Here is a 26,919-nt window from a genome sequence, read left to right on the forward strand (position 1 = left end):
ACCTGCCCTCTTTTAACTTTCTAATTCCTCAATTAACTTAGGAACGCCAGCAGTTAAAATTTCGTATCCGCTATCCGTTACCAGTACATCATCCTCAATCCGAATCCCTATTCCACTCCACTTAGGGTCGATTTCTGGCTGATCTTCAGCAGGTTTTGTATCTGGCACTACATAGATACCTGGTTCTACTGTCAGCACATTTCCTGGCTGCAAAATATGCGCCGATTCGCCATGCTGGTAAACGCCTACATCATGCACATCTAAGCCTAACCAGTGTCCGGTACGGTGCATATAAAAAGGCTTGTACTTACCTTCTTCAATTAGCTTATCGACTTCACCTTTGAGAATGCCTAAATTCACCAAACCTTCAGTAATCACTCGCACAGCAGTATCGTGAAAAGCATTATAAGGATTACCAGGCTTTACCTGTTCAATTGCTTGCAGTTGAGCTTCTAAGACAATCTCATACAGCGCTTTTTGTTCTGGTGTGAACTCTCCCCCGATGGGAAACGTGCGCGTAATATCAGCATTGTAATAACCATAAGCACAACCCGCATCAATCAGCAGCAAATCGTTATCCTGCATCTGGCAGTTATTTTCGATATAGTGCAACACGCAAGCATTCGCCCCAGAAGCCACAATCGAAGGATAAGCAGGTCCCATCCCACCCCGCACGCGAAAGATCCGCTCCATCTCCGCCTGAATTTCGTACTCATAACGTCCAGGACGAGCAATTTCCCGCGCCTGATTGTGAGCATCTACAGAAATAGTCGCTGCTTGCCGCATTAAATCCAATTCTGCGGGGCTTTTAACTAGCCGCAAGGGGTGCAATATAACATTAGTATCCTCAAGTGCCATTGGACCGACACCGCGCCGAGGATACATTGCGACCATGCGCTGCCAGAGTTTGAGGATAGTTTCATTAAAAGCGCGATCGCGTCCCAAATGATAGTAAATTCGCTCGGCTTTTTCGACATACTGCGGCAACTTCTCATCTAATTCCGCAATCGGGTAAGCTTCATCAGCCCCATACAGCCTTTTGGCATCATCCACCCCGCAGCGGTAGCCCGTCCACACTTCCTTTTCCCGTTCTTTCGGCTGTACAAACAAGATAAAACGGTGTTCTTCGTGATGGGGGGCTAAAACTGCTACCGCCTCTGGTTCGTTAAACCCAGTCAAGTAGAAAAAATCGCTATCTTGGCGATAAGTGTATTCCACATCATTGTGCATAACAGCCATTGGCGCACTGCGAAATATAGCAGTGCCATTGCCAATTTTTGCCATTAATTGCTGACGGCGATCGCGGTATTCTGCTTGCATAGGTAGTTAATTTAGAGCCTTTGTACCAGTATAGGAAACGCAGGCTCGCATCAACTTAGAACTTGTAACTCATAACCTGAATTGCCATGCCTTTTGGCGGCAAATTTCCCGAATTAATCGTAATTGTGTCGCTACTAGCACGACGCACAGGAGTTCCTTGCATCAACTCTAAAAATCTGTCTACAGGTACTAAATCGCACTTACTAGCATCAGCCGCTTGGGTACTGTAGTGAGTCGGAACTACAAGCTTCGGATTAAGCTCTCGCACTGCTTGCACTGCTTCTTCGGGATTATAAGCTTTTGCCCCACCACCTACAGGTACAAATAGCACGTCAGGGCGACCCATGAGAATTTTTTGCTCGATGGTAATTGGTGCAGCCGCACCGCCTAAATGCACGATATTAATACCGCCTTGATTCCAGCGCCAGACTACATTTGTGCCGAATCTCCTACCCCCTTGGCGATCGTGATCTGTAGCGATTCCCTGGATTTGAATATTGTTATACCGATAAACACCAGGCTCATAAATTATTCGCGGTTTGCCTGGTAATCCCTCAACTGCTCCCTCATCTAACAATTGACTGCTAATTAATACCGCCCCTGCTTGCACCTTGGGCGGACGGTATTTTGCAGTACATCCAATCGGTTGAAACGGATTAACTAAAATGCGCGAATTGTTACCGCTAAACAAAAAGCAAGTATGACCCAACCACTGTACGGACAAAGAACCGCCTTTTTGCGCCAAAGCAGCCTGAGTAAATAGAGTAGTTACTAAACCTGCTCCCGCACCGCTTAATATCTGTCGTCTTTTCATGAATTTCTCCGTCACACATTAACAGTGACCAGTGACCAGTGACCAGTGACCAGTTAGCTGTCATCTGTGGGTATATCCCAACTTAATTTGAGAGGTGGTTTCGCTTAGGGATTGAATCCTATGGGAAACTCGGTCACTGTATATTACTGATAACTGGTTAGATAATTCGTCATCAATCTATGGACTAGAAATTATGAATTATCTTGACTCTAATTGTGCCAGGAAGTTGCGTAGTAATTGCTTGCCCAAATCTGTTAGTACGCTTTCTGGGTGAAATTGGACTCCTTCAACATGGGGATAGTCTTTATGTCGGACACCCATAATTGTTCCATCCTCAACCCAAGCGGTAATTTCTAGCACTTGAGGGCAAGTTTGTTTATCGATAACTAAACTATGATACCGAGTTGCAGTCATAGGATTATCTAAGCCGCGAAAAACACCTACGCCCGTATGCATTACCTGAGACGTTTTACCATGCATCAATTCAGGGGCAGAGACTATATTACCGCCAAATACTTGCCCGATACTTTGGTGTCCCAAGCAAACGCCTAGAATCGGTATGTTTGCCCCTAATTGTTCGATTATTTCCAAAGAAATTCCCGCATCATCTGGGCGACCAGGACCAGGAGAAATTACAATGCCTGCAGGTTGCACCTGGCGGATTTGGTCTAGGGTTATTTGGTCGTTGCGGTAAACTTGAATGTCGCTGGCGACTGGAAATTCGCTGCTTAGTTCGCCTAGATACTGCACCAGGTTATAGGTAAAGCTATCGTAATTATCAATAACTATAATCAAAACTTAATTCTCCTTTGCCTTTATATATAGAATTATCTATTTTCTTATAGGCGCGGCGGCTAGGCGTTTTGCATCTATACGAATTCCTTTGGCGGGTGGGTTTAGACGTAGCAGTGCTACGTCTCTACATTGCGTTATCCCCAAACTGATTTGATTGCTACCACTAATGGGGGCAATATCAACATTCCTGCAACTAAAACTGCTGCCATTGCTGATACTAGAACAGCCGCTGCTGCACAATCTTTGGCAATTTTGGCTAAATCGTGGTATGACTGCTTGACAGTCAAATCGACAACAGACTCGATCGCAGTATTTAATAATTCCATCACCAACACCAGACCGCTAGTTAGCCCAATTACTGCCATTTCTAGCGATCGCAAATGCAAAAATACTCCCAACCCCAATGCCAAAATACCCACACCAACGTGAATGCGAAAATTGCGTTGAGTTTGAAAGGCGTAACTTATCCCACACCAGGCATACTTGAAACTGACAAATAAATTTGTCGCAACTTGCCAAGAAAACTCTCGCTTCACCGCAACTTTTTCGGGCGGGCTAGGCGATGATGACGGAAAATTTTGGGACATAGAGAGGCGACAGAAAAGTTGGGCAATTAATCGATGGCAAGTCCGATTAGTTGTAACAAAACAGCTTGCCGTTCTAACATCTGCATCAGACTGTCGTCATCGGGATGATCCCAGCCTAAAAGGTGAAGCAAACCATGCGCTGCTAACCAAGCTAACTCAGTTTGCAGTGTATGCCCTTGCTGGGCGGCTTGACGAGTAGCAGTGTCTACAGAAATAACAATATCACCAAGATACAGGGGCATGAGCGATCGCCCAACCTCAAAATTGGGAAAATCTACCTCTAAAGCCGCAAAAGCTAACACATCTGTTGGTTTATCTTGATGACGGTACTGATGATTGAGGGTTTTGATTTCCTCATCGTCAGTTAGACGCAAACTAAGTTCGTATGCATTGGCTGGTGGCAAAGCTGGCTGCAAATCTTGCATCCATAAATCGAACCATTCTTGCCAAGTATCAGATGAGATCGCACTATCGCGCCTTACAGCCTCTTGAACGCTCAATTCAACTTCCATTAGCGGGTAAGGTAGGCAAGCCCCACCAATACGGCAACTAATGCGATCGCTGTCACGGCAAAATGTTGAAATGAAGTTCCTCCCTTGCGTACCATGTTCCGCATCGCTAGCTTGACGTAACTTGGTTTAGCCTCGGTTGAAACTGGTTTGGACTCTGTTGATGAATTGCTCATATTGAGTAAAAAAACTAATCCTTCATAAATGTAACAGTTAGCTATTATGCCTCAGCTGCAACTAATTGGTTTTCCTGGCGCAGATATGCCTGAATAAACAAATCTATTTCACCATTCATGACATCAGTAACCGCTGTAGTTTCTACATTAGTTCGTAAATCCTTCACCATTTGGTACGGATGAAATACGTAATTGCGAATTTGATTGCCCCAAGCAGCCTCAACCATATCGCCACGAATTTCGGCAATTTCTTGAGCGCGTTGTTCTTCTGCGATAATTAGTAGCTTGGCTTTGAGAATTGCCAAGGCTTTTTCTTTGTTTTGCAGTTGACTGCGCTCTTGGGTACAACGCACAGCAACGCCTGTGGGGATATGTACTATGCGTACGGCAGTTTCTACTTTGTTGACGTTTTGCCCGCCTTTACCGCCAGCGCGGGAAGTTGTAATTTCTAGATCCTTTTCGGGAATGTCTAGTTGTACGGAGTTGTCTATCAGTGGCATTACTTCCACGCCAGCAAAACTGGTTTGCCGCTTATCATTGGCATTAAAAGGCGAAATCCTAACTAGACGGTGCGTGCCTTTTTCCGATCGCAAGTAACCGTAAGCATAACGCCCAGCTATTTCTAAAGTTGCTGACTTAATCCCTGCTTCATCTCCTTCAGAGATTTCCGCCAAATGTGCTTTATAGCCGCGATCTTCTGCCCAGCGCGTGTACATACGTAGCAGCATCTCTGCCCAATCTTGAGCATCTGTACCGCCAGCACCCGCATTGATTGTTAGCACTGCGCCTTGTTCGTCATAAGTACCCGATAGTAATTGCTGCAATTCCCATTGATCGAGTTCTCGACTCAACTTCTGTAAGTTTGCTTGGGCTTCGTGCAGCAGCGATTCATCATTTTCCAACTCTAGTAATTCAATGACAGCCTTGGCATCTTCTACACTAGCTTGCCACTGACGGTACTGCTGCAGATGGTCTTTGAGGTTATTAAGTTCTTGTAAAGTTTTCTGGGCGGCGGTTTGGTTGTCCCAAAACTCCGGCTGGGAGGCTACTTGTTCCAAGTCTTGGATTTTAGCATTAAGCGCGGGGATGTCAAAGATAGTCCTGAGTTTTACCCAGGCGCTCAGACAACGTCGTAACTTCGCGTTTGATATCTAATACTTCCATAATGCGATCGCAATTTATGTATATGTACGTGCCTTGTCTATTTTACTGACGTACACACCCCATCTGCCAGTAGAGACGTAGCACTGCTACGTCTCTACTGTATCTGCTACGTCTCTACACTGTATCCCCCTCTAACAGACGATTACTCAGAAGATATACGTAGAAATTCTGATTTCTCCAATAAGGCGGTTTGTAATTTCAGTAGAACAACGATGGTTTGTTCTGCTTATTCTACGGACAATAATCTCAGCTTCAATAAAAGTTTAAGCAACTTCCTAAGACATTACCAAGCAAAGAGATTATTAAAAAGTAGGGATTTATATGGCGGCTACTCAATCTTGTATCAAATCTAACGGCATAGAATTATTAGTTGCGTATCATCAGAATCCAACTATTGAACTTCGTAATAAACTCGTGAAGTTGCATACAGGTTTGGTACGTAAAATTGCTCATCAATTTAGCCATCAATGTACTGAACCCTACGAAGATTTAGAACAAATTGGCTACTTTGGTTTGATTCGGGCAATTGAGCGGTTTAACCCCAAGCAAGGCTACGCTTTTAGTTCCTTTGCTGTGCCATATATTCGCGGCGAAATCATGCACTTTTTACGCGATCGCGCTAGTTTAATCAAAATTCCCCGCCGCTGGCAAGAAATTTATAATCAAAGCCAAAAAGTTCGCAAAGAATTAACTCTATCTTTAGGTCGTTGCCCTACAGATGCAGAACTTGCTGGTTATTTACAAGTATCAATCGAAGAATGGCACGATAGCAATTTGGCGGCTCAAAATCGCATGGCTTTGAGTTTAGATACGACAGTTGTTCAGCACGTTGATTGTCCGATTACTTTAGGTGAAGTTTTACCTGATATTCAGTCTACTACGTTGCAGCAGCAAGCAGAAGATCGGGAACAACTGCAAGGTGCGATGAGTCAATTAGAAGAAAAAACTAGAACAGCAGTTGAATTTGTATTTTTAAAAGAACTCTCGCGCAAAGAAGCAGCTAAACGCATTGGTATTAGTCCAATGACGGTAACAAGATATTTGCAAAGAGGCAAAGAACAATTAGAGGCTTTGTTGCAACCTCAGATGATGCAAACTGGCGCTTAATACGTTTTTTCTGCTTAAGTTTGCCTGCTCAATAAAAATTTAATAAATTGCTAGATACTGAGTTAAACAAAATTTTAATACCTACAAATTTTATTGTTATGGAAAATTTAACTTCTATCCTAGATTTAAATCCTTATAATTTAATGGTAAATATTGACAAACAGCACGTAACGAGTTTTACGCATAAATGGGTAGAGCCTAAAAAAGTAGTCAAAGTTGAAAAAGATAAAAGTCGCGAGTTAATTAAAAAAAAGAATAATAACTCGTTATTGTTAAATATGCTCGATTTGGTGTTTGAAGAAACATCTGAATTTCCCTTAAACAATGCCCAATTTTACAAAGATGGCATAGAAATATTACTAAAACAGTGGGATACTAACTACGAAATTGTTGCCGATAAAATCTATAAGAAGTTATCTTTACAAAGCAAGCAAGATTTAATAAGTTATATCGCTCTCAAAACATTTACCTGTGGTGACTACTTCTTTACCCAAGAAGCTGTAGAACAATATATAGCTGAATATATTGGCAATCTACCCAACACTGCTACCGATTCTCAACAACTGCTACTTGATAGTGCATTGGTATTGCAAGCAATTGAGTCGCAACATGGCGTATTAGTCCAACAATCGCCAGGAATTTATGCTTTTTCTGATTTATCATTGCACGAGTATTTTGCAGCTAGGGAAATCGTCAACAACCCAGATCCACAAGCATTAGATGAGTCTTGGCAAAATTTAGTCAGTCACTTAAATGATATCCGGTGGCGAGAAGTATTTTTATTAGCTGTGGGGATGATGCGTAATGCCGATCGCTTATTAACTGCAATTCAGCATAAACTTAATACCCTAGTTGCCAAAGATGAGATATTACTACATTTCCTCAATTGGAACTACCAAAAATCGCTAGCAGTTATCGCTCCTTATAAGTCTTCAGCTTTTCGAGCGTTAGGTTTAGAATTTATCCTTAACCTTGATTTTGACTTTGCTCTAGCATTGGACAATGATTTTGCTTACGATATTGGTTTAAATACCGCTCATTTACACGCTTATACTCACGAGTTAAAAAGATGTAAGTTTAGCAAGCACCAAAAGCAAGTATTGAAGCAGTATTACAATGCCAATAAGCTATTGATAGATTGTCTAGATCGCGCTCACTACGTTAGCCGGAGCGTGCGCGAGGAAATTGAAGAAACGGTATTAGTAGCACCTATGCTCGCAAGTCAGCTATAGCCCCTTTAGTGACACCAGCGATCGCGCTATCAGTTGCCTTGGGTAAATGATAATACTTACCTCCTGATGTTGCAGCAAGTTCGTAATCTAACAATTTAAAAGCTTCAAAAAGTAAGACAAATTAAGTATCCAGATTAATTTGTCTTAAAATCTATACCCAATTGTCGCCAAGCACTTTCGTAGATTATGGGAAATTCTGACATTCCTGTTGTACGTGCTGCGGCACAAGCTTCAGCCCAATTAATAAAATAATTGTCAAAGTATTCAATTGGATTACTACTAAGATTTGCTACTTCTGCACGAGTTGGAAGCCTTCCTAATTCCTTTGCAATACGCTTGACTTCGAGTTGTAATTGTTTCTTTGTCACTTCATATTTTTGTTTCGGTATTCTTTGCACTCTACTATTTTTCGCGTTTGGAGTAGCTGTTTGTTTACCAAATGGATCTTGCCCTTGAGTTAACTGCCTATGTCTGTCCATTGCTAAATCGTGATATTGCTGAGATAACTCAATTCCAATAAACCGCCTATTAAGCTGTTGTGCTGCCAGTGTAGAAGTGCCTGAACCATTAAAACAATCCAGAATAATCTCATTAGGTAATGTAAAAAGTGAAATTAGTCTTTGCATCAATAGGGGTGGTAACTGGCAAGGATGATCTACTCTACGGCTATTATGTTTTAATCGATGAATATCATACCAAAGATCGGTTAAATAACTTTGATCGGCAAAATTATTATGTCGTCTATTAGAAATACAACTTTGTCTAGCACAAAAAAACTCAGCCAAAGGTAAAAAACTATTTTCTTCAATATTATCCTCACTTGTAAAAGATAGTCCTGGCAAAGGTCTTGAGCCACCTTTAGAAAAGCACAAAATTGAATAATGTGCTGGCATAACCATTCTTACTGGTAGTCCTAACGCTTCCCATACTATCCATGATTGGTAATTTAAAACTGAACTGAGATATTTATAGTGACGAATTGCCCATAGAGGGATATTTAAAATAGCACAGGTTCTTCCTGGTTTTAAAATTCTTGCTAATTCCGAAAGCCAGCGATCGCACCAAGCAAAATACTCTATTAATTCAATCTCATCATTGTACCCCTGATACTTTTTTTTCAAATTATAAGGAGGATCTGCAAAACAAAAATCAATTGAATTATCAGGTATTGTCCTGAGCATTCCCAGGCAATCACCTTGAATTAGTTGTGATTCTAGTGTATGTGTTGGTTTTAAAGGCTCGTTTTCAATCCTTATATAATTCCTAAATCGGGAAACTAAACTATCACATTGTGCAAAATCAATAACTTTAATTTCCTTATACAGATTAATTCCAAAAATATCCTGAAGTCTATTGACCAATGGTTCTATATCTAGATAAGGGTTAAATTCCATATCGCGCCAAACATCAGACATAAGAGTACCGTAAGCATGATATAAGTGTTTTTTTCCCCCATAATCTTTTGTCGTCTTTCCACAAGATGGGCAATAAGTATATTCAATTCTTGTCTTACAATGTTTTAAAGCTCCTTGGTATCTAGTAAAAATCAATAAAGCCAGATGATGTTCGGGAAGTTTGCCTTGACAAATACTGACTTTGGCGGGACATTTCATAGCAACCCAAAGTTTTAGGGTAACAACCTTTTCCATGAATGTTTGTAGTCTTGCAGCATCAGCAGGCGTTGTAAGAATACACACTGTTGAATATTCAGATAAAAGATTGCAAAAATTATAAATTTCTTGATACTCTATTTGAGAATTAGCAGCATCTTGGTCGTTTCTTTCAGGGGGAAAAATTAGTAGATATACTTTGTCATCTGTATCAGCTAAACAAAATAGCTGTTGTAAATCCAAGACTGACGTTGTGTGTACCTTGAGTTTTTGACTGTCCTCACTAATGTGTGCCATTATACTTTTTTTACTTGTTAATATTAAAATTTTAGCTATTTATAAAGAGGTTTTTAAAAATTCACTCAATACTTCAATTTCATCTGGACTAAATGCTACGGTGCAATCACTATAATTACAAATAGTTCTTAAGGCTGAAGAACGTTTAAAGTTACCTGCACCATCAATAACATACGCGATTTTATGACCTGCTACTTTAATTAAATCCGCTCGTGATTGTGCCTGACCAGATTTGCGCTCTATTGTACTATTAGTTGTAAATTGAAAACTAACTTCAATTGCACACCATTTGTTTTGAGGCGAACACACAACAATATCAAACGACATATCGGTTTTACCATTGTTGTGACTTACTCCTGGAATTGAGCCGTTACTACTTAAAGTCCAAGTTGGTAGCTTATCCTGTAGTTTTTTTAAAACATACCTTTGAGCAAGTTGCCCCATGCTATTTGAAGTTGCACCAGCAGTTATGCGGCTTACCCAAATATATCTTTGTTTTATAAACTGTTCAAGTTCATCTCTTTTGCCAAGAAGAGAGCCAATTATACATTTATCTTTAAGTCCTTCATCAACAGACTCATCTGTTGACACACCAGCATACATAAGCAACATAATTACATCTTCTAAAAGAGGAGTTAATTCACAAGGCTTAATTAATCCTTTTCCATCTACACACAGCTTAGAGCTATTTAAAAATGGTTTGTCTAATAATTTTTGAAATGTATAATCATGTGATTTATTTTTCCAGATGTAAGTCATTGTTTTTTGAGGAAACATTGATTTAAAATCATTGTTTTTTAAAGGTTCTGCCCCTATATCTGAAATTACCATTAAGTGTTTTAAAAATAGATTGGGATATATATCTTGAGTAAGATTAAGCGCAAGCTTCCAAGCAATAGGAGACGAATCTGCAACATCCAGAATACTTATGAATTTACTTTGAGTGTTGAGTAAAGTTGGTATAACACTAATAGATGCTTCTTCATCAATTAACTCTTTAGTCCAGAAGAAGACAGCCTTGTCTTTTAACTCCTCTACGTTGCGTTTATAATTAACCATGTTTATATTAATTAAAAAGGTTATAATAACAATTTTTATTTAAAACAATAGGTAATAAACAAGTGAATACAGCCAAATATGTTCCAGCACATTACTACCATACCTCTTTAAAAGTTAGTGCTATTTTTTAACAATAGTTTTATAATTAAAACTAACCCGCTCGCAAATCAGCTATAGCGCCTTTAGTTACGCCTGCGATCGCGCTATCAGTTGCCTTGGGTAAATGATAATACTTGCCTCCAGATGTTGCAGCTAATTCCTTCGCAAAACCAGTAGAAACAAACTTATTTTCCGTATCTATTACTAATAGTTGCATCCCCGAAGCCCGAATCCGAGCAGCAATTTCTAACAATTCTGTTTTGATATCGGGCTTTTCACCTTCTTGCAAAGGTTCGCCTAGCGATCGCGCTAAAGGAATATTTCCCCGTCCATCAGTAATTGCCACTATTACAACCTGCCCGATATCACCGCTCATTTGGGCATTAGTGCCGACTCTGACTGCTTGCGTTAATCCGTGTGCGAGGGGGGAGCCACCACCGCATGGCATCCGCTCTAGCCTTCTTTTGGCAGCGGAGATCGAACGAGTTGGGGGTAATAAAACTTCTGCTTGTTCTCCCCGAAACGGAATTAACGATATTTGATCGCGGTTTTCATAGGCTTCTGTTAGTAGTCGCAATACAGCACCCTTAGCCGACTGCATCCGATTTAATGCCATAGAACCAGAAGCATCTACCACAAACACAATTAACGCCCCAGCTTTGCGAACTAAGCGTTTGGCGCGAATATCTCCCTGTTCGACAACCACCCGCTTATGTGGTTGACGTTCTCGACGTGCCTTTTGGTAAGGTGCAGCGGCTCTTAAAGTCGCATCTACAGCAATTCTGCGGACTGCACCTTTAGGTAACATCGGCTTAATATAACGCCCGCGATCGTCAGAAAAAATTACGCTACGAGCGCCAGTTTTGCCGCGCCGATTAGCCATTTGGGCGAAGTACAGCACGCTAGGGTCGAGAATTACCCCCTCAGCATCAAAAACAAATTCTTCAGGAACGCTTGGCTGTTCCTCTTGTTCTGGTTCTTGTGGTTCTTCTTGCTCATCTTGTTCTTGCTGCGATTCATCTTGAGGTTGGGGAGGTGGTGGCGGCGGTGGTGGGAGTTCGTCTGGTGGCGTTTGGATAGTTGTTGCTCTAGGCACGATAACTAATTCCACTGCATGGCGCAAATCTTCAGCATTTACAGTGTTGCGTCCTTCTAAAGCAGCGGCGGCTTTGGCTACTTTGACAGCAAATAGTTCGGCGCGGTGTCCTTGTACGCCGCCGCGTAAGGCTTCATCGACTAGATAGGCGATTTGTTCGTGAGTAATAGTGACATCTTTCAACCATTCCCGCGCTAGGATAATTTGAGTTTTGATGTTGTCAATATCTTCGCTGTACTGTTGGAGAAATTCTTGAGGGGAAGCGGTGTAGTGAATAACTTGGTCTACTGCTTGCACTCTTTGGTCTAAGCCTAGTACCGCATCAGCACTGAGGGCGATCGCAATGCGATCGAGTAAGTGTTCCCGCAAAGCGCCTTCTTCGGGGTTGTAGGTAGCAATAAATAATGGTTTGCAAGGATGCTCGAAACTTATTCCTTCTCGTTCGATAAAGTTGCGCCCTTCACTGAGAACTGTAAGTAACTGATTGCTAATTTGGTCGTCTAATAAGTTAATCTCATCTACATACAAAACGCCCCGATGTGCTTGCGCTAATAATCCTGGCTGAAATACTGATTCACCTGTTTTCACCGACTGTTCTACATCTACAGATCCCAGCAAGCGATCTTCAGTAATGCCTAAAGGAATTTGCACAAAAGGCGCAGGGATAATTTCTGTTTCTGTATTTTCCTCTGCTGCTTCGTTGCAGAAACTACCTTTAACTACTTCAATCGGCGGCAACAAGGCGTGCAAAGCGCGTGCCATGACAGATTTAGCTGTACCGCGCCTACCTGCGATCGCCACGCCTCCTAAGCCTGGATCTACAGCTACCAATAGTAAAGCTAATTTGATTGCTTCCTGACCGACTACAGCCGTCAGGGGAAAGGTAGGAACTAAGATTGCAGGCATAAAGTAGGGGAAACAAAAGAGTCTTGCGCTCTTATTCTACAAGTTTTAGACTAAGTACAAGCGATCGCTATTGCTCTTGAGCAACTTGCCCGTTTATTTTAACTGATAAAGGAAAAATTACTTTAAAGGTAGAACCGACTCCAACTTGCGAAGTTAGTTCGCATCTACCTTGTAGTAGTTGTATTAGTTGAGATACAATCGCAAGTCCCAATCCCGTACTATTAGGCAAATAGGCTCTACTATTGTCGCCTACTCGATAGTAAGGATCGAAAACAAGTTTTTGGTCTTCTTCAGTAATACCAATTCCTGTATCGGCAACAATTAGCTCCCACTCTTTATCGCTAATAGTTTGACTTGCGATCTGAATATTGCCTTTTTCGGTATAACGAATAGCGTTGCTGACTAAGTTAGTAATTATTTGTTGCAAGCGTAAGGCATCTGTTAAAATTTCATCGGGAGCGCGATCGCAATTGACGGTCATTGACAGTTGTTTTTCCCGCGCTGCTGGCTCTAGCATTTCTACAACATTATCAATTAAGAAGTGGATGCTAGTGGGTACTACTTGCAACTTCATTTCCCCAGCTTCGTAGCGCGACACTTCTAAAGCATCATTGACTAAACTCAATAAATGCCTGCCATTACGTAGCACTCGCTCTATATGTTCGAGATTAGTATAAGTATCTTTAATTTCAGTACGTTTGCGTTCTTGACGCAAGAATAAATCTGAGTAGCCGATAATTGAAGTTAAAGGATTTTTAAGTTCGTGGGCTAGGTGAGAAAGATTATCTTGATTGGCTCTAACTAAGCGCGTCAATTCTTGATTAGTTAATTGCAAGTGACTTTGCACCAAGTCTAATTCTCTCAATCGCTCGTCTACGTAGCTTTTGAAACATTGGGCGATCGCTTCATCTATAGTAGCGTCAATTAACCGAACAACACGGATTATTTCTATAGCTTGTGCTTGGAGCAACTCTGTCTCTAAAATTGCAAAAATTACTTGACGCAGTAGATGATATTCTCTAGCGATTTCTGTTGGTTCAAAGCCTTGTTCGGCGCGGATAACGCCATGATGCAAGCTTGCATCTAATATCGGCTGGATTTCGCTATCTTGATACTTAGAAATTACAGTTGCCATTGCCTGCAATACCAAGACAATATGATTTTGGATAGCTGTACGCGTTAGCTTGTCAGCACTTTCAATCTGCCGATCTTGGCGGACGGCTGTTACCCAGTCGCTAGTTATTATATCTATTTTATCCAGCAGCAATTGATTAAAATCAAGCATCCTTAGTTACGCCAAAGAATTAAAAGTCACCCTCTGCCTATTTTAGTTGAGCAGTAGCAGTGGCAAAAAACAAGTTTCCACTATCAAAAGATATAAATATGGCTGTTTTTTGCTATTTGCGGAAAACTGGAGCAAACTATTGATTTTATATATATCTAACGAGCAATTGACTATTCTCTAAGCTGGTGATAAGTTGGGAGAAATTTGAGTAAGTCAGCTTAATCTAGAACTTCCCCTCAAGGTGAGTCTAGAACGGAGGAACCAAAATTAGGGGCGCATTTATACTTTACCAGTGCTTTTTAGTACAATAGGTTAAGTATAGAGGGATATCTCTCAATCCTAGCCCGTCAGCTAACTTCGTAAGCGTGGAGAGGAGATTGAAAGATCGACATTGTAACTATTGTTTGGTCATCAGTGTTCCTAGCTGGTACTGCTCGGTTTTGTTGTAACCGATTGAAAATCTGGGGAGCCGACGATGACTTTTCAGCTAAATATTGCGGCAATTTTAGTTGCCGGACAAGCAACTTGGAAACGTGCTAAACCGTTAATTGTCAGAGATGTAATTATTCTGCCTGCCATCGGTTTTTTGGGCATAATCGTTTTATGGTGGATAGTTGCCTTACTGCACCATGACGTAATGCCAACTCCTCCAGAGGCGCTAGCAGCCAACATGGACTATATTCTCAACCCATTCTACCGTCGAGGACCTGGAGATTTGGGCTTGGGTTGGTTATTACTGGCAAGTTTGAGAAGAGTATTATTAGGCTTTTTGTTGGGCGCAGTTGTGGCTATACCTGTAGGCTTTTTGATTGGGATGTCTAAGCAAGCGATGCTAGCTATCAACCCAATTATTCAAATATTTAAGCCTGTATCACCCTTAGCTTGGTTACCGATCGCTCTTGCTATTTTCAATTTGGCAGATCCATCAGCAATTTTTGTAATTTTTATCACTTCGCTGTGGCCCACTATTATTAATACAGCCTTGGGTGTATCTAGCGTTTCCCAAGACTATATTGATGTAGCAAGAGTCTTGGAAATGCCCAAATGGAGAAGGATTACCAAGATTATTTTGCCTGCTAGCTTGCCTTATATTTTTACTGGCTTGAGAATTAGTTTAGGAATTGCGTGGCTAGTAATTGTTGCTGTAGAGATGCTTACAGGCGGGATTGGCATTGGCTTTTTCGTCTGGGATGAATGGAACCGCTTAAACCTCAGTTCCGTATTTCTTGCCGTCTTAGTAATAGGGTTAACAGGGCTATTGCTCGACTTTGCACTTGGCAAAGTTGAATCTTGGGTAACTCATAGAAAACCTGCAACTTAATTGACAAAGCAAAAGCGATCGCCCTTACCCAGCTACATAGCAGGGAAAATAGCTATTTGCTTAAAAATATGCAGATTTAAGGGAGAATTTCCCTTTTACCTTCCTCACACATTATGAACGAAAGTACAAATTGGACGCGACGCAGATTCATAGAAAGTATGGGTGCTACAGCCGCAGGCGTAGCGCTATCATCTTGTGCGATTAGCGGCGATCGATCGGCAACAGGGTTAACCCAGGAAGCTTTAGCAGTAAAACCCGTTGTTCGTTCTCAAGACTTAGAAAAGCCAAATATTACCGTTGGGTACGTTCCTGTAAATGATTGTGCGCCATTTGCGATCGCCTGGCAAAAAGGTTTTTTTCGCAAGTACGGGCTAAACGTCAAACTCAACCGCGAAGCTAGCTGGGCAACTTCGCGCGACGGAGTTATCTTCGGGCGTACTGATGCTGCACCAGTAGTATCTGGGGCTGTAACCAATGCCAGAATCGGCGCTGAAGGAGCGCGTCACGCCCCCTTATGTGCGGCAATGACGATTCACCGTCACGGTAACGCCATGACTATGAATCGGGAAATGTGGGATGCAGGTTTGCGCCCTTGGCGAGAGTATAACGGCGACTTGGAAGCATTTGGACGCGATTTTAGAAATTACTTCGACAAGTTGCCAGCAGAAAGGCGAGTTTGGGCAGTAGTTTTAAGTTCGGCTATTTACGAATACTTTGTGCGCTATTTATCAGCAGCAGCGGGAGTCGATCCGTTAAAAGAGTTTCGGGTAATTATTATTCCACCGCCGCAGATGGTGTCAAACGTGCGAAATGGGGCAATGCAGGCGTACATGGTAGCAGAACCTTGGAACACCCGCGCTATTACTGGAAATGAAGGTGTAGGCTTTACTTTTGCTCAAGGTAAAGAAATTTGGTTAGGGCATCCAGATCGGTTGTTAGCGGTGATGGAAAGCTTTATCGAGCAATATCCCAAAACTTACCGTTCGTTAGTCAAAGCCATGATTGAAGCTTGCCAATATTGCAGCAAGAGCGAAAACCGCGAAGAAGTAGCAAAACTAATATCAGCGCGCTCGTTTACTGCCGCAAAGCCCAAATTTACCCGTCCAGGAATTGTCGGCGAATATAATTATGGCGGATTTGACGGGCAAAAGCGGATAGTTAAATCTTTAGATACAACAATCTTCTTCGATCTGCCTGACAATATTCCCCATCAAAGCGAAGAACACTCAACATTTTTATGGCGATCGCGTAGTATTTGGCTAATGACTCAAGCAGCAAGGTGGGGACAAATCAAAGAGTTTCCCAAAGATGCCGACAAGTTAGCAAGTCAAGGATGGAGAACAGATTTATACCGAGAAATCGCCGCCGAATTAGGAATTAAGTCTCCTAAAGAAGATTTCAAAGTAGAGTCTCCCGAAGTCTTCATCGACAAAAAAGGCTTCGATCCCAGTCAGCCCGTTCAATACCTCAACAGTTTTGAAATTAGAGCAAACAGTCCTCAGTCTTTCTATATGTCTTAAATAACTCAAAACTACTACTATGGAGTCCATTATGGCTAAATCAACTTTTCCCAGCAATTTTGAAACTACAAGCACTAACCGTACGGGATTTTTAGAGATAGAAGACTTAGTAAAGTCTTATCGCAATCCTGACGGTAAAGATTTTGTTGTCCTTAACGGTGTTAACTTGACAGTTGCCGAAGATGAATATATTTCTGTAATCGGTCACTCTGGCTGTGGTAAATCAACCTTACTAAAAATGGTTGCTGGCTTAGAAAAAATTACTTCTGGTTCGGTACGCCTAGATGGTAAAGAAATTCGCAAACCTGGCGCGGAAAGGATGATGGTGTTTCAACACTATTCCTTACTACCTTGGCTGACAGTACGCGAAAATATCCGGTTAGCTGTAGATGAAGTCCTAAAAAATGCTAGCCGCGCCGAAAAAATTAGCATCGTCAACGAACACTTGGCAATGGTGAATTTAAATGCCGCCGCAGATAAGTATCCCGATGAAATATCTGGGGGGATGAAACAAAGGGTAGGTATAGCTAGAGCTTTAGCTATTCGTCCTAAGATGTTGCTAATGGACGAACCATTTGGGGCGCTAGATGCCTTAACTCGCGGCAAATTGCAGCGTCAAGTTCTCGATATTTGGGAACAACACAGACAAGCGGTAATGATGATTACCCATGATGTCGATGAAGCAATTTATATGTCCGATCGCATTGTCTTGATGACTAACGGACCTGCTGCTAATATTGGGGAGATTTTAACTGTGCCTTTCGAGCATCCGCGCGATCGCTCTGCTATCCGCAACTCCAAAGAATACATGGATTTACGCAACCACGCTTTAGACTTCCTCGATCGCAATTTTACTCAAGATGAGTAGCTTGTAGGGTGCGTTTTCAAAACGCACCTTACTAAAATGAAGACTGGATATTTGGAGACAGATACCATGACAACCAATCTACCTTTAAAATTATCACGCTTGCCCAATAGTTTACCTTTAGATAGTGCTGTCCGCATTGAGCTAGTAGAAGGAGTAATGATATTTCGAGCCTCCAACTTAGTACAGAAGCGAATTGAAGCTTTGTTATCTAAACAAAACGAATCTGCCCTTAGTTGTGAGGAAGAAAAAGAATTAGATGAATATGAAGAATTAGACGATTATCTGAGTTTAGTAAATCGGACGATGAGAAATGTATCTCTAAATCAAAATCAGAGTTAGTTGTCAGGAATTAGATATTTGTCTGCGAATCGTTACATTAGTGAAGCAACTCAAAATCAAGTACGACAAAGAGCGAAGTTTCTATGCGAGTATTGTCACGCATCGGAACAATGGCAATATGTTGCCTTCACTATAGACCATGTAATTCCTCTAACCAAAGGTGGTACTAATTCAATTGATAATTTAGCTCTGGCTTGTTTTCACTGCAATCGCCAAAAATCAGCTAAACTGATTGCCTTTGACGAACAGTCGCGATCGGAAGTACCTTTATTTAATCCGCGCACAGATAGTTGGTCAGAACACTTTATTTGGTCAACAAATACACTTTTAATTATTGGCTTGACACCAACAGGACGCGCCACAGTTGCAGCATTAGCTTTTAACCGAGCTAGGATGATGAATATTCGTGCTGCGGATAGAGAAATTGAACGGCATCCACCAGCAAATGACCCAATTGAAAGCTGACGTTTTCTCTAGCTGCGATCTCATCTTAATGAAGAGCTAAATAACGAATATGATGAGGGATAACTTCACATCAAGGGTAGCGACGAGTAACAAGATAAGTAGCGATCGTTGCTCTTGTAGGGTGCGTTTTCAAAACGCACCCTACTTTTGACTTTAGGCAGCCAATTGGCTTTGCTTAATGTCACAATTGAAGTATGGACTGGCAAGAAATCTCTGGCAATTGGGTATTAATTCCCCGACATCCGGTCGGGATCGTACATTTTTTGGGGGGCGCATTTGTCGCTACTGCACCCCATCTTACTTATCGTTGGTTGTTAGAACAACTCGCAGAACAAGGTTTTGCAGTTGTTGCTACGCCGTTTGTCAATACACTCGATCATAGTGCGATCGCTTTATCTGTACTGCAAAGCTTCGATCGCACTGTCGCCGAACTCCATGCAAGGTCTTTGTTGCGGAGGCGGTATTTACCTATTTACGGCTTAGGTCATAGTATGGGCTGCAAACTGCACCTCCTCATTGGCAGCCTATTTTCTGTAGAACGAGCAGGTAATATTCTCATCTCCTTCAACAACTTCGCCGCCCGCGATGCTATTCCTTTGGTTCAGCAATTAAACCATCCTGCGTTTGCAGTCGAATTTACTCCTTCTCCTGTAGAAACAAATAACCTCGTCCAAGAACGGTATAGCGTTCGCCGCAACTTGCTAATTAAATTTAGCAATGATACCCTCGACCAATCTGCGGCTTTAAGTCAATTGCTGCAACAACGTTTCCCCAATATGGTTACAGCCCAAACTATTAATGGCAGTCATACAACACCATTAGGTCAAGATGTCAAGTGGCAAAGTGGCTCAACCTTTACACCCTTTGACGCTGTAGGGCAGTGGTTTAAGCAAGAAGTTTACCGCGATCTCAATCAACTCAAGCGGACAATTATTTTGTGGCTGAAACCTTTGGCAACCGTGTAAATATATTTAGCAGCCTAATTAATAAAATTGTATGCTGAGAAGGTAGAAATCCAGCTATTTTTTGCTGAAAGTAATTAAAATTTTCCTGACTCATGTTGCAAATTTTAGTTATTGATGACGATGAAATAACACGGCTAACGCTGACAAAGATATTAGAACAACAAGGTTATCAAGTAATTACAGCAAATAACGGTGAAGATGGACTAGCGCAGGCAAAGAAGTTGCCCCCAGCGCTAATTATCTGCGATTGGCTAATGCCTAAGATGGATGGGATAGAAGTTTGCCGTCAAATTAAAGCCGATCCTCAGCTATCTACTACATTTTTCATTGTCTTGACTTCCTTAGACTCAGTAGCAGATGTTGTCAAAGGATTAGATGCGGGCGCTGATGACTTTATTGCTAAACCAATAGAACCAAACGAGCTAAAAGCACGAGTCAGAGCCGGATTGCGGTTGTATCAAATGAGCTCCGACTTGCAAGTGCAAAAACAAATGTTGGAGACAGAATTATCTGAAGCACTAGATTACGTGCGATCGCTACTTCCCGCGCCGATGCATCAACCCATAGCGATCGATTCACGCTTTATTCCTTGCAAAACTCTTGGTGGCGATTGTTTTGATTATTATTGGCTAGATAGCGACTATTTAGCCATGTACTTATTAGATACAGCCGGACATGGTTTAGGAGCTACTTTACCTTCTATTTCTGTGCTTAACTTGCTTCGCTCTCGTGCTATTCCGCGCTTGAATTACTACCAACCAAATCAGGTTTTGAACGCGTTGAATGACACGTTTCAAATGAATTATCACAATAATAAATATTTTACAATTTGGTATGGAGTTTATAACCGCATCAATCGCCAGCTAATTTATGCTAGTGCCGGACATCCACCTGGCTTATTATTATCTAAAACAGCAAATAACCTTGAAGTCAAGCTCTTAAAAACTGCTGGCGTGCCTGTAGGAATGTTTCCAGAAACGCAATATACTAATGGTTTTTGCCAAGTAGATGAATTTAGCAATCTTTATATATTTAGCGATGGCGCGTACGAAATTACTTCTAAAAATGGAGTTGAATGGGATTTAGATGCTTTTATTAATTTAATTCAAGACTTTTATCAAAATGAAAGTAGCAATTTAGATGAAGTGATCGAGCGTCTGTTAACTCTCAATTCCAAAACAGTTTTTGATGACGATCTATCTATTTTAGAAGTTAAATTTGCTGGGCATACAAATAGACCTAGGACTTTTGAGTGGTAATTGCAAGTAGCAAAAAGGAGGTAGAAAGTTTCTACCTCCTCCCAGTCAAACTAAAACTAATTTAGCTCATTTTTACAGGAATTTTTTCTGCACTGGGCTTTGCACCATCAGACATCAGGGACTCACCCTCAATGAACGATCGCAACATCCAAGCCATTTCTTCATGCTGCTCCATCAAGCCAGTCAAGAAATCGGCTGTACCTTGATCGCTAAATTTCTCAGAGCATTGGTCTACATGATCGCGCAGATTGCGGATGATTTGCTCGTGGTCATCTACTAGCTGAGATACCATCTCCGTAGCTAAGGGAATATTGTTTGATTGCTCCTTAATAGAAGCATATTTTAAGAAATCTTCTGCTGTGCCTACAGGGTAGTTACCCAAAGTACGGACGCGCTCGGCTAATGCATCAATGTTGGTTGTTAATGCTTGATACTGTTCTTCCCACAATTGATGTAAGGAGCGGAACTGAGGACCAACTACGTCCCAGTGAAACTTCTTGGTTTTAATTAATACCAAATAAGCGTCTGCTAAGTCACGGTTCAATAATTCGCAGACACCTGCTCTTTGTTCTTCGGAAAGACCAATGTTAATTTTACGCATGATTCCTGTGCTTTAGGTTCTGACTTTATACTTCAGTGGAACAAATCAGCACCCACATAGACATCAGTCGAAGGGGAGATTGTTCAGTTATTTGAGATTGAGAGAAATAGTTATTGGCTGCTAACTAAACTGACTTTGGCACGATAAAGCAAGCGATCGCCTTGCAGATATCCAGTGTAACGCACTAGCACTATCTCACCTGGTTTGGCATCTCCCTCTAAAAGTTGGTGCAGTTGTGGGTTATAGGGTACTTTTTCCCCTACTTGGGCGACTTCTTCAACTCCCCATTGCTGCAATAATTGCTGTAATGGGCGCATTAAGGGCAATAACTTTGTCGCGCTAATTTGCGGGTTTTCTTGAACTTTAAAAGCCGCTGTGGGCCATTGTAATAGCCAAGACTCTAAGGTTTGCAAACTCAAGCTTTGAAACTCCTGCAATAGCGTCTGACGCTGTTGTTCTAGCTGTAATTGCAGCCTTTGATACTCTTGCCTCAAAGTATCGATAGTGCGATCGCCTGTTTTTGCGGGCGTGGTATTTTTTGACTGGGAAAAGCTTGCTAGTAAATCGGTTAATGGTATCTGCAAAGCCGCAGCAAGTTTGAAGAGAGTATCTACACGCATTTGTTGGATATCTCCGCGTCGTAGCTTCAATATTTGCCGTTCGGAGACTCCAGCAGCACGCGCTAAAGCTTTAAAGCTCGAAATACCCACCACCTGCATTAGTTTTTGCAGTTGGTGAGTAAAATTTTGTGCGGATACTTGACTCATTTAAACAGTGACCAGTGACCAGTTGTTAGCTTCATACTGATTGGGTTTAATTCTCCCATTAATTGGTGGTGAGAATAAACATTCCTCACCAACTCCTGGTCACTGATTTAAGCCTAGTTGTGATTTTTGCATCCTTCTGGCAGAAACTTACTCTTCTAACAAACTTCTTAGCATCCAAGCGTTCTTTTCGTGTACTTGCATCCGCTGAGTCAACAAGTCGGCTGTTGGTTCGTCGTTTACTTGGTCTACAACTGGGAAAATAGAACGAGCAGTTCTAGCTACAGCTTCTTGACCTTCTACTAGCAAGCGGATCATTTCTGTTGCTTTAGGAACGCCAGGAGTTTCAGATATTGAGCTTAGTTTGGCATAATCGCTGTAAGTTCCTGGTGCGGGATAGCCTAGCGCTCTAATTCTCTCCGCAATCAAATCGACAGCCAACGCTAATTCTGTGTACTGCGTCTCAAACATCAAATGCAAGGTTTGAAACATTGGTCCTGTAACATTCCAATGGAAGTTGTGAGTTTTGAGATACAGCGTATAAGTATCGGCAAGTACGCGCGATAGCCCTTCGGCGATTTGCTTGCGGTTTTCGTCGTCTATACCGATATTGACTGGAAATGCTACACCTTGAGCTTGCATGAATTTCTCCTAATTTCGTTAAAAATTAACTTAGCAGGCGGTTTTATGCCTTTAATATTGCCTAAAACACTCTAGTTGTAAATCGCTAACTGGTCGCTGTCTAAGCAATGTGCATCTTTAAAACAGCACGCGGCGCTTTACGCACTCTAGCTAAAATTGTTTCCTTGCCCAAACGCTGACAAGCTTCGTATCGATGGCAGCCGGAAAAGCCGTAATACTTGCCATCTACTTCTAATACATCAATTGGTTCTTGCTGCCCTATTTGGGCAATCGACTCCATCAACGCTTTAACCTTGTCTTGGTCGTTCTCTCGCGGTAATGGTCGATAAATCTGCTGTAGCGGAATCTCTTGTACCTTTATCATAGTGATGCTACATTATGTTTTCCCTCTTTCTAAATCATACTCATTATGACTTCATGTTGCAACCTTTTGAACGCGATTTAGTCAGGAAATTTGAAATATATAGGAGAATACTTATATGAGAAAAAATACATCCCCCTTAAGAAAGAGAAGTTTGGTATTGGGTCTATTGATACTGCCGCCTGTATGTATATTTGGGGTAACAGCATCAGCAAAGGCGATCGCTAAACCAGCAGAAAAAGAAATTAAAGTAGGCGTAGTACAGCGTTTTGGCGACGAACCAACAGAGCAATTGCAGTTAGAAGCAGTACCAGGCGATCGCTTAACGCTAAGTTTTCCTGCACAAGCAAAACAAACGTTGCAAGCGAGTAAAGTCACGCTAGAAGTAACAATGCAACCATTACCGCAAAGCGTCTTATCCGAGCGGGTAGTTTTGGGGACATTTCGCAGCTTTGAGACAGCCGAAGAAAGCGCCCAAAGATGGCGGGCTGTGGGGATACCAGTAGAAGTGGCGCAACCGGAACGCTGGCAAGTTTGGGCAAAAAGAGATGTATATAGAACCCCGATATTACGCAGATTATTGATGGGTAGCTTGCAAGCTAAAGGCGATCGCCTAGCTTATTTAGATAGCCAAGTTATGCAAGAAATTCCCAAAGTTAGTTGGATAGTAAACGGCAAACGCTACAGCAATAATGTATTAGATATATCTACTAGCAAGAATTTAGTAAAAGTTAGTCAAAAAGAGGGCGATCGCCAAAGCGTAACTTATCCAGGCTCTTTGCGCTTGCAACCCAACGCCTACGGCAGTTATACGCTAGTTAATAATGTTGATGTAGAAAGTTATTTGCGCGGCGTAGTACCAAATGAGATAGGCGCAAAAGCACCATATACAGCAGTAGAAGCACAAGCCATTATCGCGCGGACGTATGCTTTGAGAAATCTGCGTCGCTTTGCGATTGATAACTACGAACTATGTGCCGATATTCACTGTCAGGTATATAAAGGACTTAGCGGCGCAGTACCAAATAGCGATCGCGCGATCGCGGCAACTAAAGGGCAAGTGTTAACTTATGAAGATAAATTAGTAGACGCGCTATATTCATCTACTACAGGCGGGGTAACAGCCAAGTTTAGCGATGTTTGGAATGGGCAAGATCGTCCGTACTTGCAGCCTGTGATTGATTCTGCTGGGAGTGTATGGAATTTATCGCGTCAAAGTTTAGCAGACGAAGAGAACTTTCAGCGCTTTATAAATACTAAGCAAGGATTTAACGAAGTGGGCTGGAAGATGTTCCGCTGGCGCAAACAAAGCAGTATGGAAGATTTGACTAAGGATTTACGCAAATATTTAGAAGTAAATAGAAGCCCGATAGCTAGGTTTAAGCAGTTGCAGGGTTTGCAAGTCGTGGAGCGATCGCCAGGAGGACGAATTCTTAGATTAACAGTCCAAACAGATATCGGCACATTCGATCTGCTCAAAGATGACATTCGCAGTGCCTTTTCTGCGCCTAGAAGCACGCTGTTTTATTTAGAACCAGTGAAAAAAGGTGACAATCCTTTATGGGGCTATGCCTTCGTTGGCGGCGGTTTTGGGCATGGTGTAGGCTTGAGCCAAACAGGATCTTATCGTTTATCGGCGTTAGGTTGGTCGAGCAAGAGGATTTTGAACTTTTATTATCCTGGTACAGAAATCCAAGTTTTGAGCGCTAGAGCAAATCGTTAAATGATGCATAAAAGGCAGGAACTATTCAATAAGACGTTCCTGCCTTGAAAACCTTTAATCCCATGCAACCGATGCGATCGGTTAGTATAGTTCTTCTTCTTTATGGGTTTCGATTGTGCAGTCGGAGCTTGGGTAAGCTACGCAAGTTAGTACGTATCCAGCTTCGATTTGGTCGTCATCTAAGAAAGACTGATCGGATTGATCGACCGAACCTGCTGTAATTTTACCAGCGCAGGTAGAGCAAGCACCAGCGCGGCAAGAATAGGGTAGGTCAAGTCCAGCTTCCTCAGCCGCATCGAGAATGTAGGTATCGTCATCAACTTCAATCGTTTGATTTAATCCTTCGGATTCGCTGATTAAAGTTACCTTGTAAGTTGCCATTTATGTAGTTCCTCTCTTTCAAACGGCATATAAGTTTTGCTAAAGCAAACAAATAGATTCGTTAATCAAAACGAATTAGTTTGTTAAATTTGCTTCATCTTTGATACTACGGGAAAAATTCCTACTTTTAACTGTGTTATTGAACGCAATTAGTAATGGAATTTATCCTTCCTATTCTGATTACTTATACTTATATGACAGCAACTTAAATCCATGCATATATAAGCGAAACCTATAGGTAAAATACACAATAGCCCTAATTGGCTGCGATTAAAGTATAGGTATTAGTAATGAGCGATAATTTCTCATCTGGCAACAGCGTAATTAAGGTAGGTATAGTTGGTACTGGTTACGCAGCCAAGCTAAGAGCAGAGACGTTACAGAAGGACTCTAGAACGCAGTTAGTGGCTGTAGCAGGGCATACAGCCGAGAAAACAGCCGAATTTAGCCGTACTTATCAAGCAGAAGACTTCCCATCTGTAAGCGAATTAGTGCGATCGGATTTAGATATAATCATAGTTGCTAGTGTAAATAGGGAGCATGGAGCGACTTCTCGTACAGCCTTAGAACACGGTAAGCACGTAATAGTCGAATATCCTTTATCTTTAGACCTACAAGAAGCAGAAGAACTAATCGCTTTAGCTAAAGCCCAAAATAAACTATTGCACGTAGAGCATATCGAATTACTAGGCGGTTTGCATCAAGCCTTGCAGCAAAACATAGCCAAGATTGGCACGCCATTTTATGCCCGTTACAGTACCCTCAATCCTCAGTATCCAGCACCGAGGCGATGGACTTACAATCAAGAATTGTTTGGTTTTCCCATCAGTGGCGCATTATCGCGCATTCATCGCCTGACGAATCTATTTGGCACAGTTGATACAGTAAGCTGTCAAAATCGCTATTGGGGTGCAGATGGGGAATATTATCAAGCTTGTCTTTGCACAACTCAGTTAAAATTTACTTCGGGCTTAATAGCGGAAGTAGTTTATGGCAAAGGCGAAACTATTTGGCAAGATGAGCGCAAGTTTACAGTCGATGGCGAAAAAGGCGGCTTAGTCTTTGATAAAGAAGAAGGGATTTTGACTAATTCTGAAGGGACAACACCAATCGAAGTAGGTACGCGACGCGGGTTATTTGCTAAAGATACCGATATGGTATTAAATCATTTACTTAACGGTGACGAGTTATATGTCAGTGCATCTGATAGCTTGTACGCCCTGAAAGTTGCAGATGCAGCCCGTCGTTCTGCGGATACTGGGCAAACTGTAAGTTTAGAATGCTCCTAAGTGTTTGCCGATCGCGCTGACTTGATTTTGAATCCTTGATAACTTGGAACTAACATCTTGGCGATCTTGGTTGTTAGTTGCAATTATGCCATCCATACGAGTTGCAATATTGTTCATGGAATTAGTGTAATTTTTGATGTCTTGACTAAAAGACTCTAAAAAACGGTTGTTTGATTCTACTATCTGCTCAATCCGAGTTAAGCGATCGTTGCTAGCTGCTAATTGCTGCTCAAATTGTACCTGCCATTCGTTGCTATTTCTTGTAGACTCAGCTAATTGCTGCTCAAATTGCACCTGCCATTCGTTGCTATTTCTTGTAGACTCAGCTAATTGCTGCTCAAATTGCACCTGCCATTCGTTGCTAT

Annotated in this window: 27 protein-coding genes, 1 pseudogene and 1 riboswitch; of the genes and pseudogenes, 11 read left to right on the top strand and 17 right to left on the bottom strand. The window is 41.8% G+C overall.

Annotation, left to right across the window (positions count from 1 at the left end; all coding sequences use genetic code 11):
• Positions 1-12: 12 nt before the first annotated feature.
• The 7 genes from UH38_RS18345 to prfB form a co-directional block, all read right to left on the bottom strand.
• Positions 13-1,320, bottom strand: a complete 1,308-nt coding sequence (locus UH38_RS18345) for an aminopeptidase P N-terminal domain-containing protein (protein WP_045056133.1) — start codon at positions 1,318-1,320, stop codon at positions 13-15.
• A gap of 55 nt (positions 1,321-1,375) precedes the next feature.
• Positions 1,376-2,134 carry an MBL fold metallo-hydrolase gene (locus UH38_RS18350; RefSeq protein WP_045056134.1) on the bottom strand — a complete coding sequence of 253 codons (759 nt, stop codon included), beginning with the start codon at positions 2,132-2,134 and terminating at the stop codon, positions 1,376-1,378.
• Between the two features lie 198 nt (positions 2,135-2,332).
• On the bottom strand, positions 2,333-2,929 hold the full coding sequence (locus UH38_RS18355; protein WP_045056135.1) for an anthranilate synthase component II: 597 nt from the start codon (positions 2,927-2,929) through the stop codon (positions 2,333-2,335).
• A gap of 134 nt (positions 2,930-3,063) precedes the next feature.
• Positions 3,064-3,516, bottom strand: coding sequence for a diacylglycerol kinase family protein (locus tag UH38_RS18360; RefSeq protein ID WP_045056136.1), 453 nt, complete (start codon positions 3,514-3,516; stop codon positions 3,064-3,066).
• A gap of 26 nt (positions 3,517-3,542) precedes the next feature.
• On the bottom strand, positions 3,543-4,028 hold the full coding sequence (gene ybeY, locus UH38_RS18365; protein WP_045056137.1) for an rRNA maturation RNase YbeY: 486 nt from the start codon (positions 4,026-4,028) through the stop codon (positions 3,543-3,545).
• The gene (locus UH38_RS25550; protein ID WP_072044946.1) at positions 4,028-4,201 is read right to left on the bottom strand and encodes a DUF3285 domain-containing protein; all 174 of its coding nucleotides are present in this window, start codon (positions 4,199-4,201) and stop codon (positions 4,028-4,030) included. Before UH38_RS25550 ends, ybeY begins: the two co-directional genes overlap by 1 nt.
• Before the next feature lie 44 nt (positions 4,202-4,245).
• A protein-coding gene (prfB, locus tag UH38_RS18370; protein ID WP_144405715.1) for a peptide chain release factor 2 occupies positions 4,246-5,365 on the bottom strand; the annotation gives its coding sequence in 2 pieces (ribosomal slippage) (positions 4,246-5,292 and positions 5,294-5,365; 1,119 coding nt in all).
• A 321-nt stretch (positions 5,366-5,686) separates the two neighbouring features.
• On the opposite strand from prfB, the gene UH38_RS18375 reads away from it, so the two are divergent.
• Together UH38_RS18375 and UH38_RS18380 are read left to right on the top strand one after the other, a co-directional pair.
• Positions 5,687-6,472, top strand: a complete 786-nt coding sequence (locus UH38_RS18375) for an RNA polymerase sigma factor SigF (RefSeq protein ID WP_045056138.1) — start codon at positions 5,687-5,689, stop codon at positions 6,470-6,472.
• 98 nt (positions 6,473-6,570) lie between these two features.
• The gene (locus UH38_RS18380) at positions 6,571-7,704 is read left to right on the top strand and encodes an NACHT domain-containing protein (protein WP_052672444.1); all 1,134 of its coding nucleotides are present in this window, start codon (positions 6,571-6,573) and stop codon (positions 7,702-7,704) included.
• A gap of 134 nt (positions 7,705-7,838) precedes the next feature.
• Here the strand turns inward: UH38_RS18380 and UH38_RS18385 are convergent, their stop codons facing one another.
• The 4 genes from UH38_RS18385 to UH38_RS18400 all read right to left on the bottom strand — a co-directional run bounded on the left by UH38_RS18385 (position 7,839) and on the right by UH38_RS18400 (position 14,056).
• On the bottom strand, positions 7,839-9,611 hold the full coding sequence (locus UH38_RS18385) for a DNA methyltransferase (RefSeq protein ID WP_045056139.1): 1,773 nt from the start codon (positions 9,609-9,611) through the stop codon (positions 7,839-7,841).
• A gap of 39 nt (positions 9,612-9,650) precedes the next feature.
• Positions 9,651-10,670 (bottom strand): hypothetical protein, encoded by a 1,020-nt coding sequence (locus UH38_RS18390; protein WP_045056140.1) that lies wholly within the window; start codon positions 10,668-10,670, stop codon positions 9,651-9,653.
• A 151-nt stretch (positions 10,671-10,821) separates the two neighbouring features.
• On the bottom strand, positions 10,822-12,771 hold the full coding sequence (gene bchD, locus UH38_RS18395) for a magnesium chelatase ATPase subunit D (protein ID WP_045056141.1): 1,950 nt from the start codon (positions 12,769-12,771) through the stop codon (positions 10,822-10,824).
• Between the two features lie 67 nt (positions 12,772-12,838).
• Positions 12,839-14,056, bottom strand: a complete 1,218-nt coding sequence (locus tag UH38_RS18400; protein ID WP_045056142.1) for a sensor histidine kinase — start codon at positions 14,054-14,056, stop codon at positions 12,839-12,841.
• A gap of 205 nt (positions 14,057-14,261) precedes the next feature.
• A riboswitch (cyclic di-AMP (ydaO/yuaA leader) is annotated at positions 14,262-14,437 on the top strand.
• A 94-nt stretch (positions 14,438-14,531) separates the two neighbouring features.
• Here UH38_RS18400 and ntrB point away from each other — a divergent pair.
• From ntrB to UH38_RS18435, 7 genes are all read left to right on the top strand, one after another.
• Complete coding sequence (gene ntrB / locus UH38_RS18405) at positions 14,532-15,377, top strand: nitrate ABC transporter permease (RefSeq protein ID WP_045056143.1); 846 nt, start codon at positions 14,532-14,534, stop codon at positions 15,375-15,377.
• A 113-nt stretch (positions 15,378-15,490) separates the two neighbouring features.
• Entirely contained in the window at positions 15,491-16,897 is a 1,407-nt protein-coding gene (locus tag UH38_RS18410; protein WP_045056144.1) for an ABC transporter substrate-binding protein, read from the top strand.
• Between the two features lie 31 nt (positions 16,898-16,928).
• Positions 16,929-17,765: an ABC transporter ATP-binding protein gene (locus tag UH38_RS18415; protein ID WP_045056145.1), complete on the top strand. Its 837-nt coding sequence runs from the start codon at positions 16,929-16,931 to the stop codon at positions 17,763-17,765.
• A 66-nt stretch (positions 17,766-17,831) separates the two neighbouring features.
• Positions 17,832-18,104 carry a hypothetical protein gene (locus tag UH38_RS18420; protein ID WP_045056146.1) on the top strand — a complete coding sequence of 91 codons (273 nt, stop codon included), beginning with the start codon at positions 17,832-17,834 and terminating at the stop codon, positions 18,102-18,104.
• 18 nt (positions 18,105-18,122) lie between these two features.
• Positions 18,123-18,569, top strand: a complete 447-nt coding sequence (locus tag UH38_RS18425; protein WP_045056147.1) for an HNH endonuclease — start codon at positions 18,123-18,125, stop codon at positions 18,567-18,569.
• 194 nt (positions 18,570-18,763) lie between these two features.
• Entirely contained in the window at positions 18,764-19,534 is a 771-nt protein-coding gene (locus tag UH38_RS18430; RefSeq protein WP_045056148.1) for a DUF1350 family protein, read from the top strand.
• A 92-nt stretch (positions 19,535-19,626) separates the two neighbouring features.
• Positions 19,627-20,793 (top strand): PP2C family protein-serine/threonine phosphatase, encoded by a 1,167-nt coding sequence (locus UH38_RS18435; RefSeq protein ID WP_045056149.1) that lies wholly within the window; start codon positions 19,627-19,629, stop codon positions 20,791-20,793.
• 61 nt (positions 20,794-20,854) lie between these two features.
• Here the strand turns inward: UH38_RS18435 and UH38_RS18440 are convergent, their stop codons facing one another.
• The 4 genes from UH38_RS18440 to UH38_RS18455 all read right to left on the bottom strand — a co-directional run bounded on the left by UH38_RS18440 (position 20,855) and on the right by UH38_RS18455 (position 23,164).
• Positions 20,855-21,394 carry a Dps family protein gene (locus UH38_RS18440; protein WP_045056150.1) on the bottom strand — a complete coding sequence of 180 codons (540 nt, stop codon included), beginning with the start codon at positions 21,392-21,394 and terminating at the stop codon, positions 20,855-20,857.
• 110 nt (positions 21,395-21,504) lie between these two features.
• The gene (locus UH38_RS18445; protein ID WP_045056151.1) at positions 21,505-22,161 is read right to left on the bottom strand and encodes a helix-turn-helix domain-containing protein; all 657 of its coding nucleotides are present in this window, start codon (positions 22,159-22,161) and stop codon (positions 21,505-21,507) included.
• A 147-nt stretch (positions 22,162-22,308) separates the two neighbouring features.
• Complete coding sequence (locus tag UH38_RS18450) at positions 22,309-22,800, bottom strand: Dps family protein (protein WP_045056152.1); 492 nt, start codon at positions 22,798-22,800, stop codon at positions 22,309-22,311.
• Positions 22,801-22,900: 100 nt separating this feature from the next.
• Positions 22,901-23,164 (bottom strand): ParB N-terminal domain-containing protein, encoded by a 264-nt coding sequence (locus UH38_RS18455; protein WP_045056153.1) that lies wholly within the window; start codon positions 23,162-23,164, stop codon positions 22,901-22,903.
• Positions 23,165-23,279: 115 nt separating this feature from the next.
• Here UH38_RS18455 and UH38_RS18460 point away from each other — a divergent pair, with 115 nt between their 5' ends.
• Complete coding sequence (locus UH38_RS18460) at positions 23,280-24,884, top strand: SpoIID/LytB domain-containing protein (protein ID WP_045056154.1); 1,605 nt, start codon at positions 23,280-23,282, stop codon at positions 24,882-24,884.
• 81 nt (positions 24,885-24,965) lie between these two features.
• Here the strand turns inward: UH38_RS18460 and UH38_RS18465 are convergent, their stop codons facing one another.
• Positions 24,966-25,265: a ferredoxin gene (locus UH38_RS18465; protein WP_045056155.1), complete on the bottom strand. Its 300-nt coding sequence runs from the start codon at positions 25,263-25,265 to the stop codon at positions 24,966-24,968.
• 290 nt (positions 25,266-25,555) lie between these two features.
• Here UH38_RS18465 and UH38_RS18470 point away from each other — a divergent pair, with 290 nt between their 5' ends.
• Entirely contained in the window at positions 25,556-26,554 is a 999-nt protein-coding gene (locus UH38_RS18470; protein WP_045056156.1) for a Gfo/Idh/MocA family protein, read from the top strand.
• On the opposite strand, the pseudogene UH38_RS18475 reads toward UH38_RS18470, so the two are convergent.
• Positions 26,540-26,919, bottom strand: a pseudogene (locus tag UH38_RS18475) (hypothetical protein); the annotation flags it as partial. The gene UH38_RS18470 and the pseudogene UH38_RS18475 sit on opposite strands and share 15 nt — an antisense overlap.

The sequence above is a fragment of the Aliterella atlantica CENA595 genome, from assembly GCF_000952155.1.
In the GTDB taxonomy this organism is placed as follows: Bacteria; Cyanobacteriota; Cyanobacteriia; order Cyanobacteriales; family Chroococcidiopsidaceae; genus Aliterella; species Aliterella atlantica.

What these genes read in the sequence shown, in the direction of transcription:
- bchD (WP_045056141.1), bottom strand. Translation starts at nt 12,771, where the DNA reads ATGCCTGCAATCTTAGTTCCTACCTTTCCCCTGACGGCTGTAGTCGGT.
- UH38_RS18375 (WP_045056138.1), top strand. Translation starts at nt 5,687, where the DNA reads ATGGCGGCTACTCAATCTTGTATCAAATCTAACGGCATAGAATTATTA.
- UH38_RS18380 (WP_052672444.1), top strand. Translation starts at nt 6,571, where the DNA reads ATGGAAAATTTAACTTCTATCCTAGATTTAAATCCTTATAATTTAATG.
- UH38_RS18415 (WP_045056145.1), top strand. Translation starts at nt 16,929, where the DNA reads ATGGCTAAATCAACTTTTCCCAGCAATTTTGAAACTACAAGCACTAAC.
- UH38_RS18450 (WP_045056152.1), bottom strand. Translation starts at nt 22,800, where the DNA reads ATGCAAGCTCAAGGTGTAGCATTTCCAGTCAATATCGGTATAGACGAC.
- UH38_RS18390 (WP_045056140.1), bottom strand. Translation starts at nt 10,670, where the DNA reads ATGGTTAATTATAAACGCAACGTAGAGGAGTTAAAAGACAAGGCTGTC.
- ntrB (WP_045056143.1), top strand. Translation starts at nt 14,532, where the DNA reads ATGACTTTTCAGCTAAATATTGCGGCAATTTTAGTTGCCGGACAAGCA.
- UH38_RS18345 (WP_045056133.1), bottom strand. Translation starts at nt 1,320, where the DNA reads ATGCAAGCAGAATACCGCGATCGCCGTCAGCAATTAATGGCAAAAATT.
- UH38_RS18460 (WP_045056154.1), top strand. Translation starts at nt 23,280, where the DNA reads ATGAGAAAAAATACATCCCCCTTAAGAAAGAGAAGTTTGGTATTGGGT.
- UH38_RS18350 (WP_045056134.1), bottom strand. Translation starts at nt 2,134, where the DNA reads ATGAAAAGACGACAGATATTAAGCGGTGCGGGAGCAGGTTTAGTAACT.
- UH38_RS18455 (WP_045056153.1), bottom strand. Translation starts at nt 23,164, where the DNA reads ATGATAAAGGTACAAGAGATTCCGCTACAGCAGATTTATCGACCATTA.
- UH38_RS18385 (WP_045056139.1), bottom strand. Translation starts at nt 9,611, where the DNA reads ATGGCACACATTAGTGAGGACAGTCAAAAACTCAAGGTACACACAACG.
- UH38_RS18420 (WP_045056146.1), top strand. Translation starts at nt 17,832, where the DNA reads ATGACAACCAATCTACCTTTAAAATTATCACGCTTGCCCAATAGTTTA.
- UH38_RS18410 (WP_045056144.1), top strand. Translation starts at nt 15,491, where the DNA reads ATGAACGAAAGTACAAATTGGACGCGACGCAGATTCATAGAAAGTATG.
- UH38_RS18435 (WP_045056149.1), top strand. Translation starts at nt 19,627, where the DNA reads ATGTTGCAAATTTTAGTTATTGATGACGATGAAATAACACGGCTAACG.
- UH38_RS18465 (WP_045056155.1), bottom strand. Translation starts at nt 25,265, where the DNA reads ATGGCAACTTACAAGGTAACTTTAATCAGCGAATCCGAAGGATTAAAT.
- ybeY (WP_045056137.1), bottom strand. Translation starts at nt 4,028, where the DNA reads ATGGAAGTTGAATTGAGCGTTCAAGAGGCTGTAAGGCGCGATAGTGCG.
- UH38_RS18445 (WP_045056151.1), bottom strand. Translation starts at nt 22,161, where the DNA reads ATGAGTCAAGTATCCGCACAAAATTTTACTCACCAACTGCAAAAACTA.
- UH38_RS18400 (WP_045056142.1), bottom strand. Translation starts at nt 14,056, where the DNA reads ATGCTTGATTTTAATCAATTGCTGCTGGATAAAATAGATATAATAACT.
- UH38_RS18470 (WP_045056156.1), top strand. Translation starts at nt 25,556, where the DNA reads ATGAGCGATAATTTCTCATCTGGCAACAGCGTAATTAAGGTAGGTATA.
- UH38_RS18360 (WP_045056136.1), bottom strand. Translation starts at nt 3,516, where the DNA reads ATGTCCCAAAATTTTCCGTCATCATCGCCTAGCCCGCCCGAAAAAGTT.
- UH38_RS18440 (WP_045056150.1), bottom strand. Translation starts at nt 21,394, where the DNA reads ATGCGTAAAATTAACATTGGTCTTTCCGAAGAACAAAGAGCAGGTGTC.
- UH38_RS25550 (WP_072044946.1), bottom strand. Translation starts at nt 4,201, where the DNA reads ATGAGCAATTCATCAACAGAGTCCAAACCAGTTTCAACCGAGGCTAAA.
- UH38_RS18430 (WP_045056148.1), top strand. Translation starts at nt 18,764, where the DNA reads ATGGACTGGCAAGAAATCTCTGGCAATTGGGTATTAATTCCCCGACAT.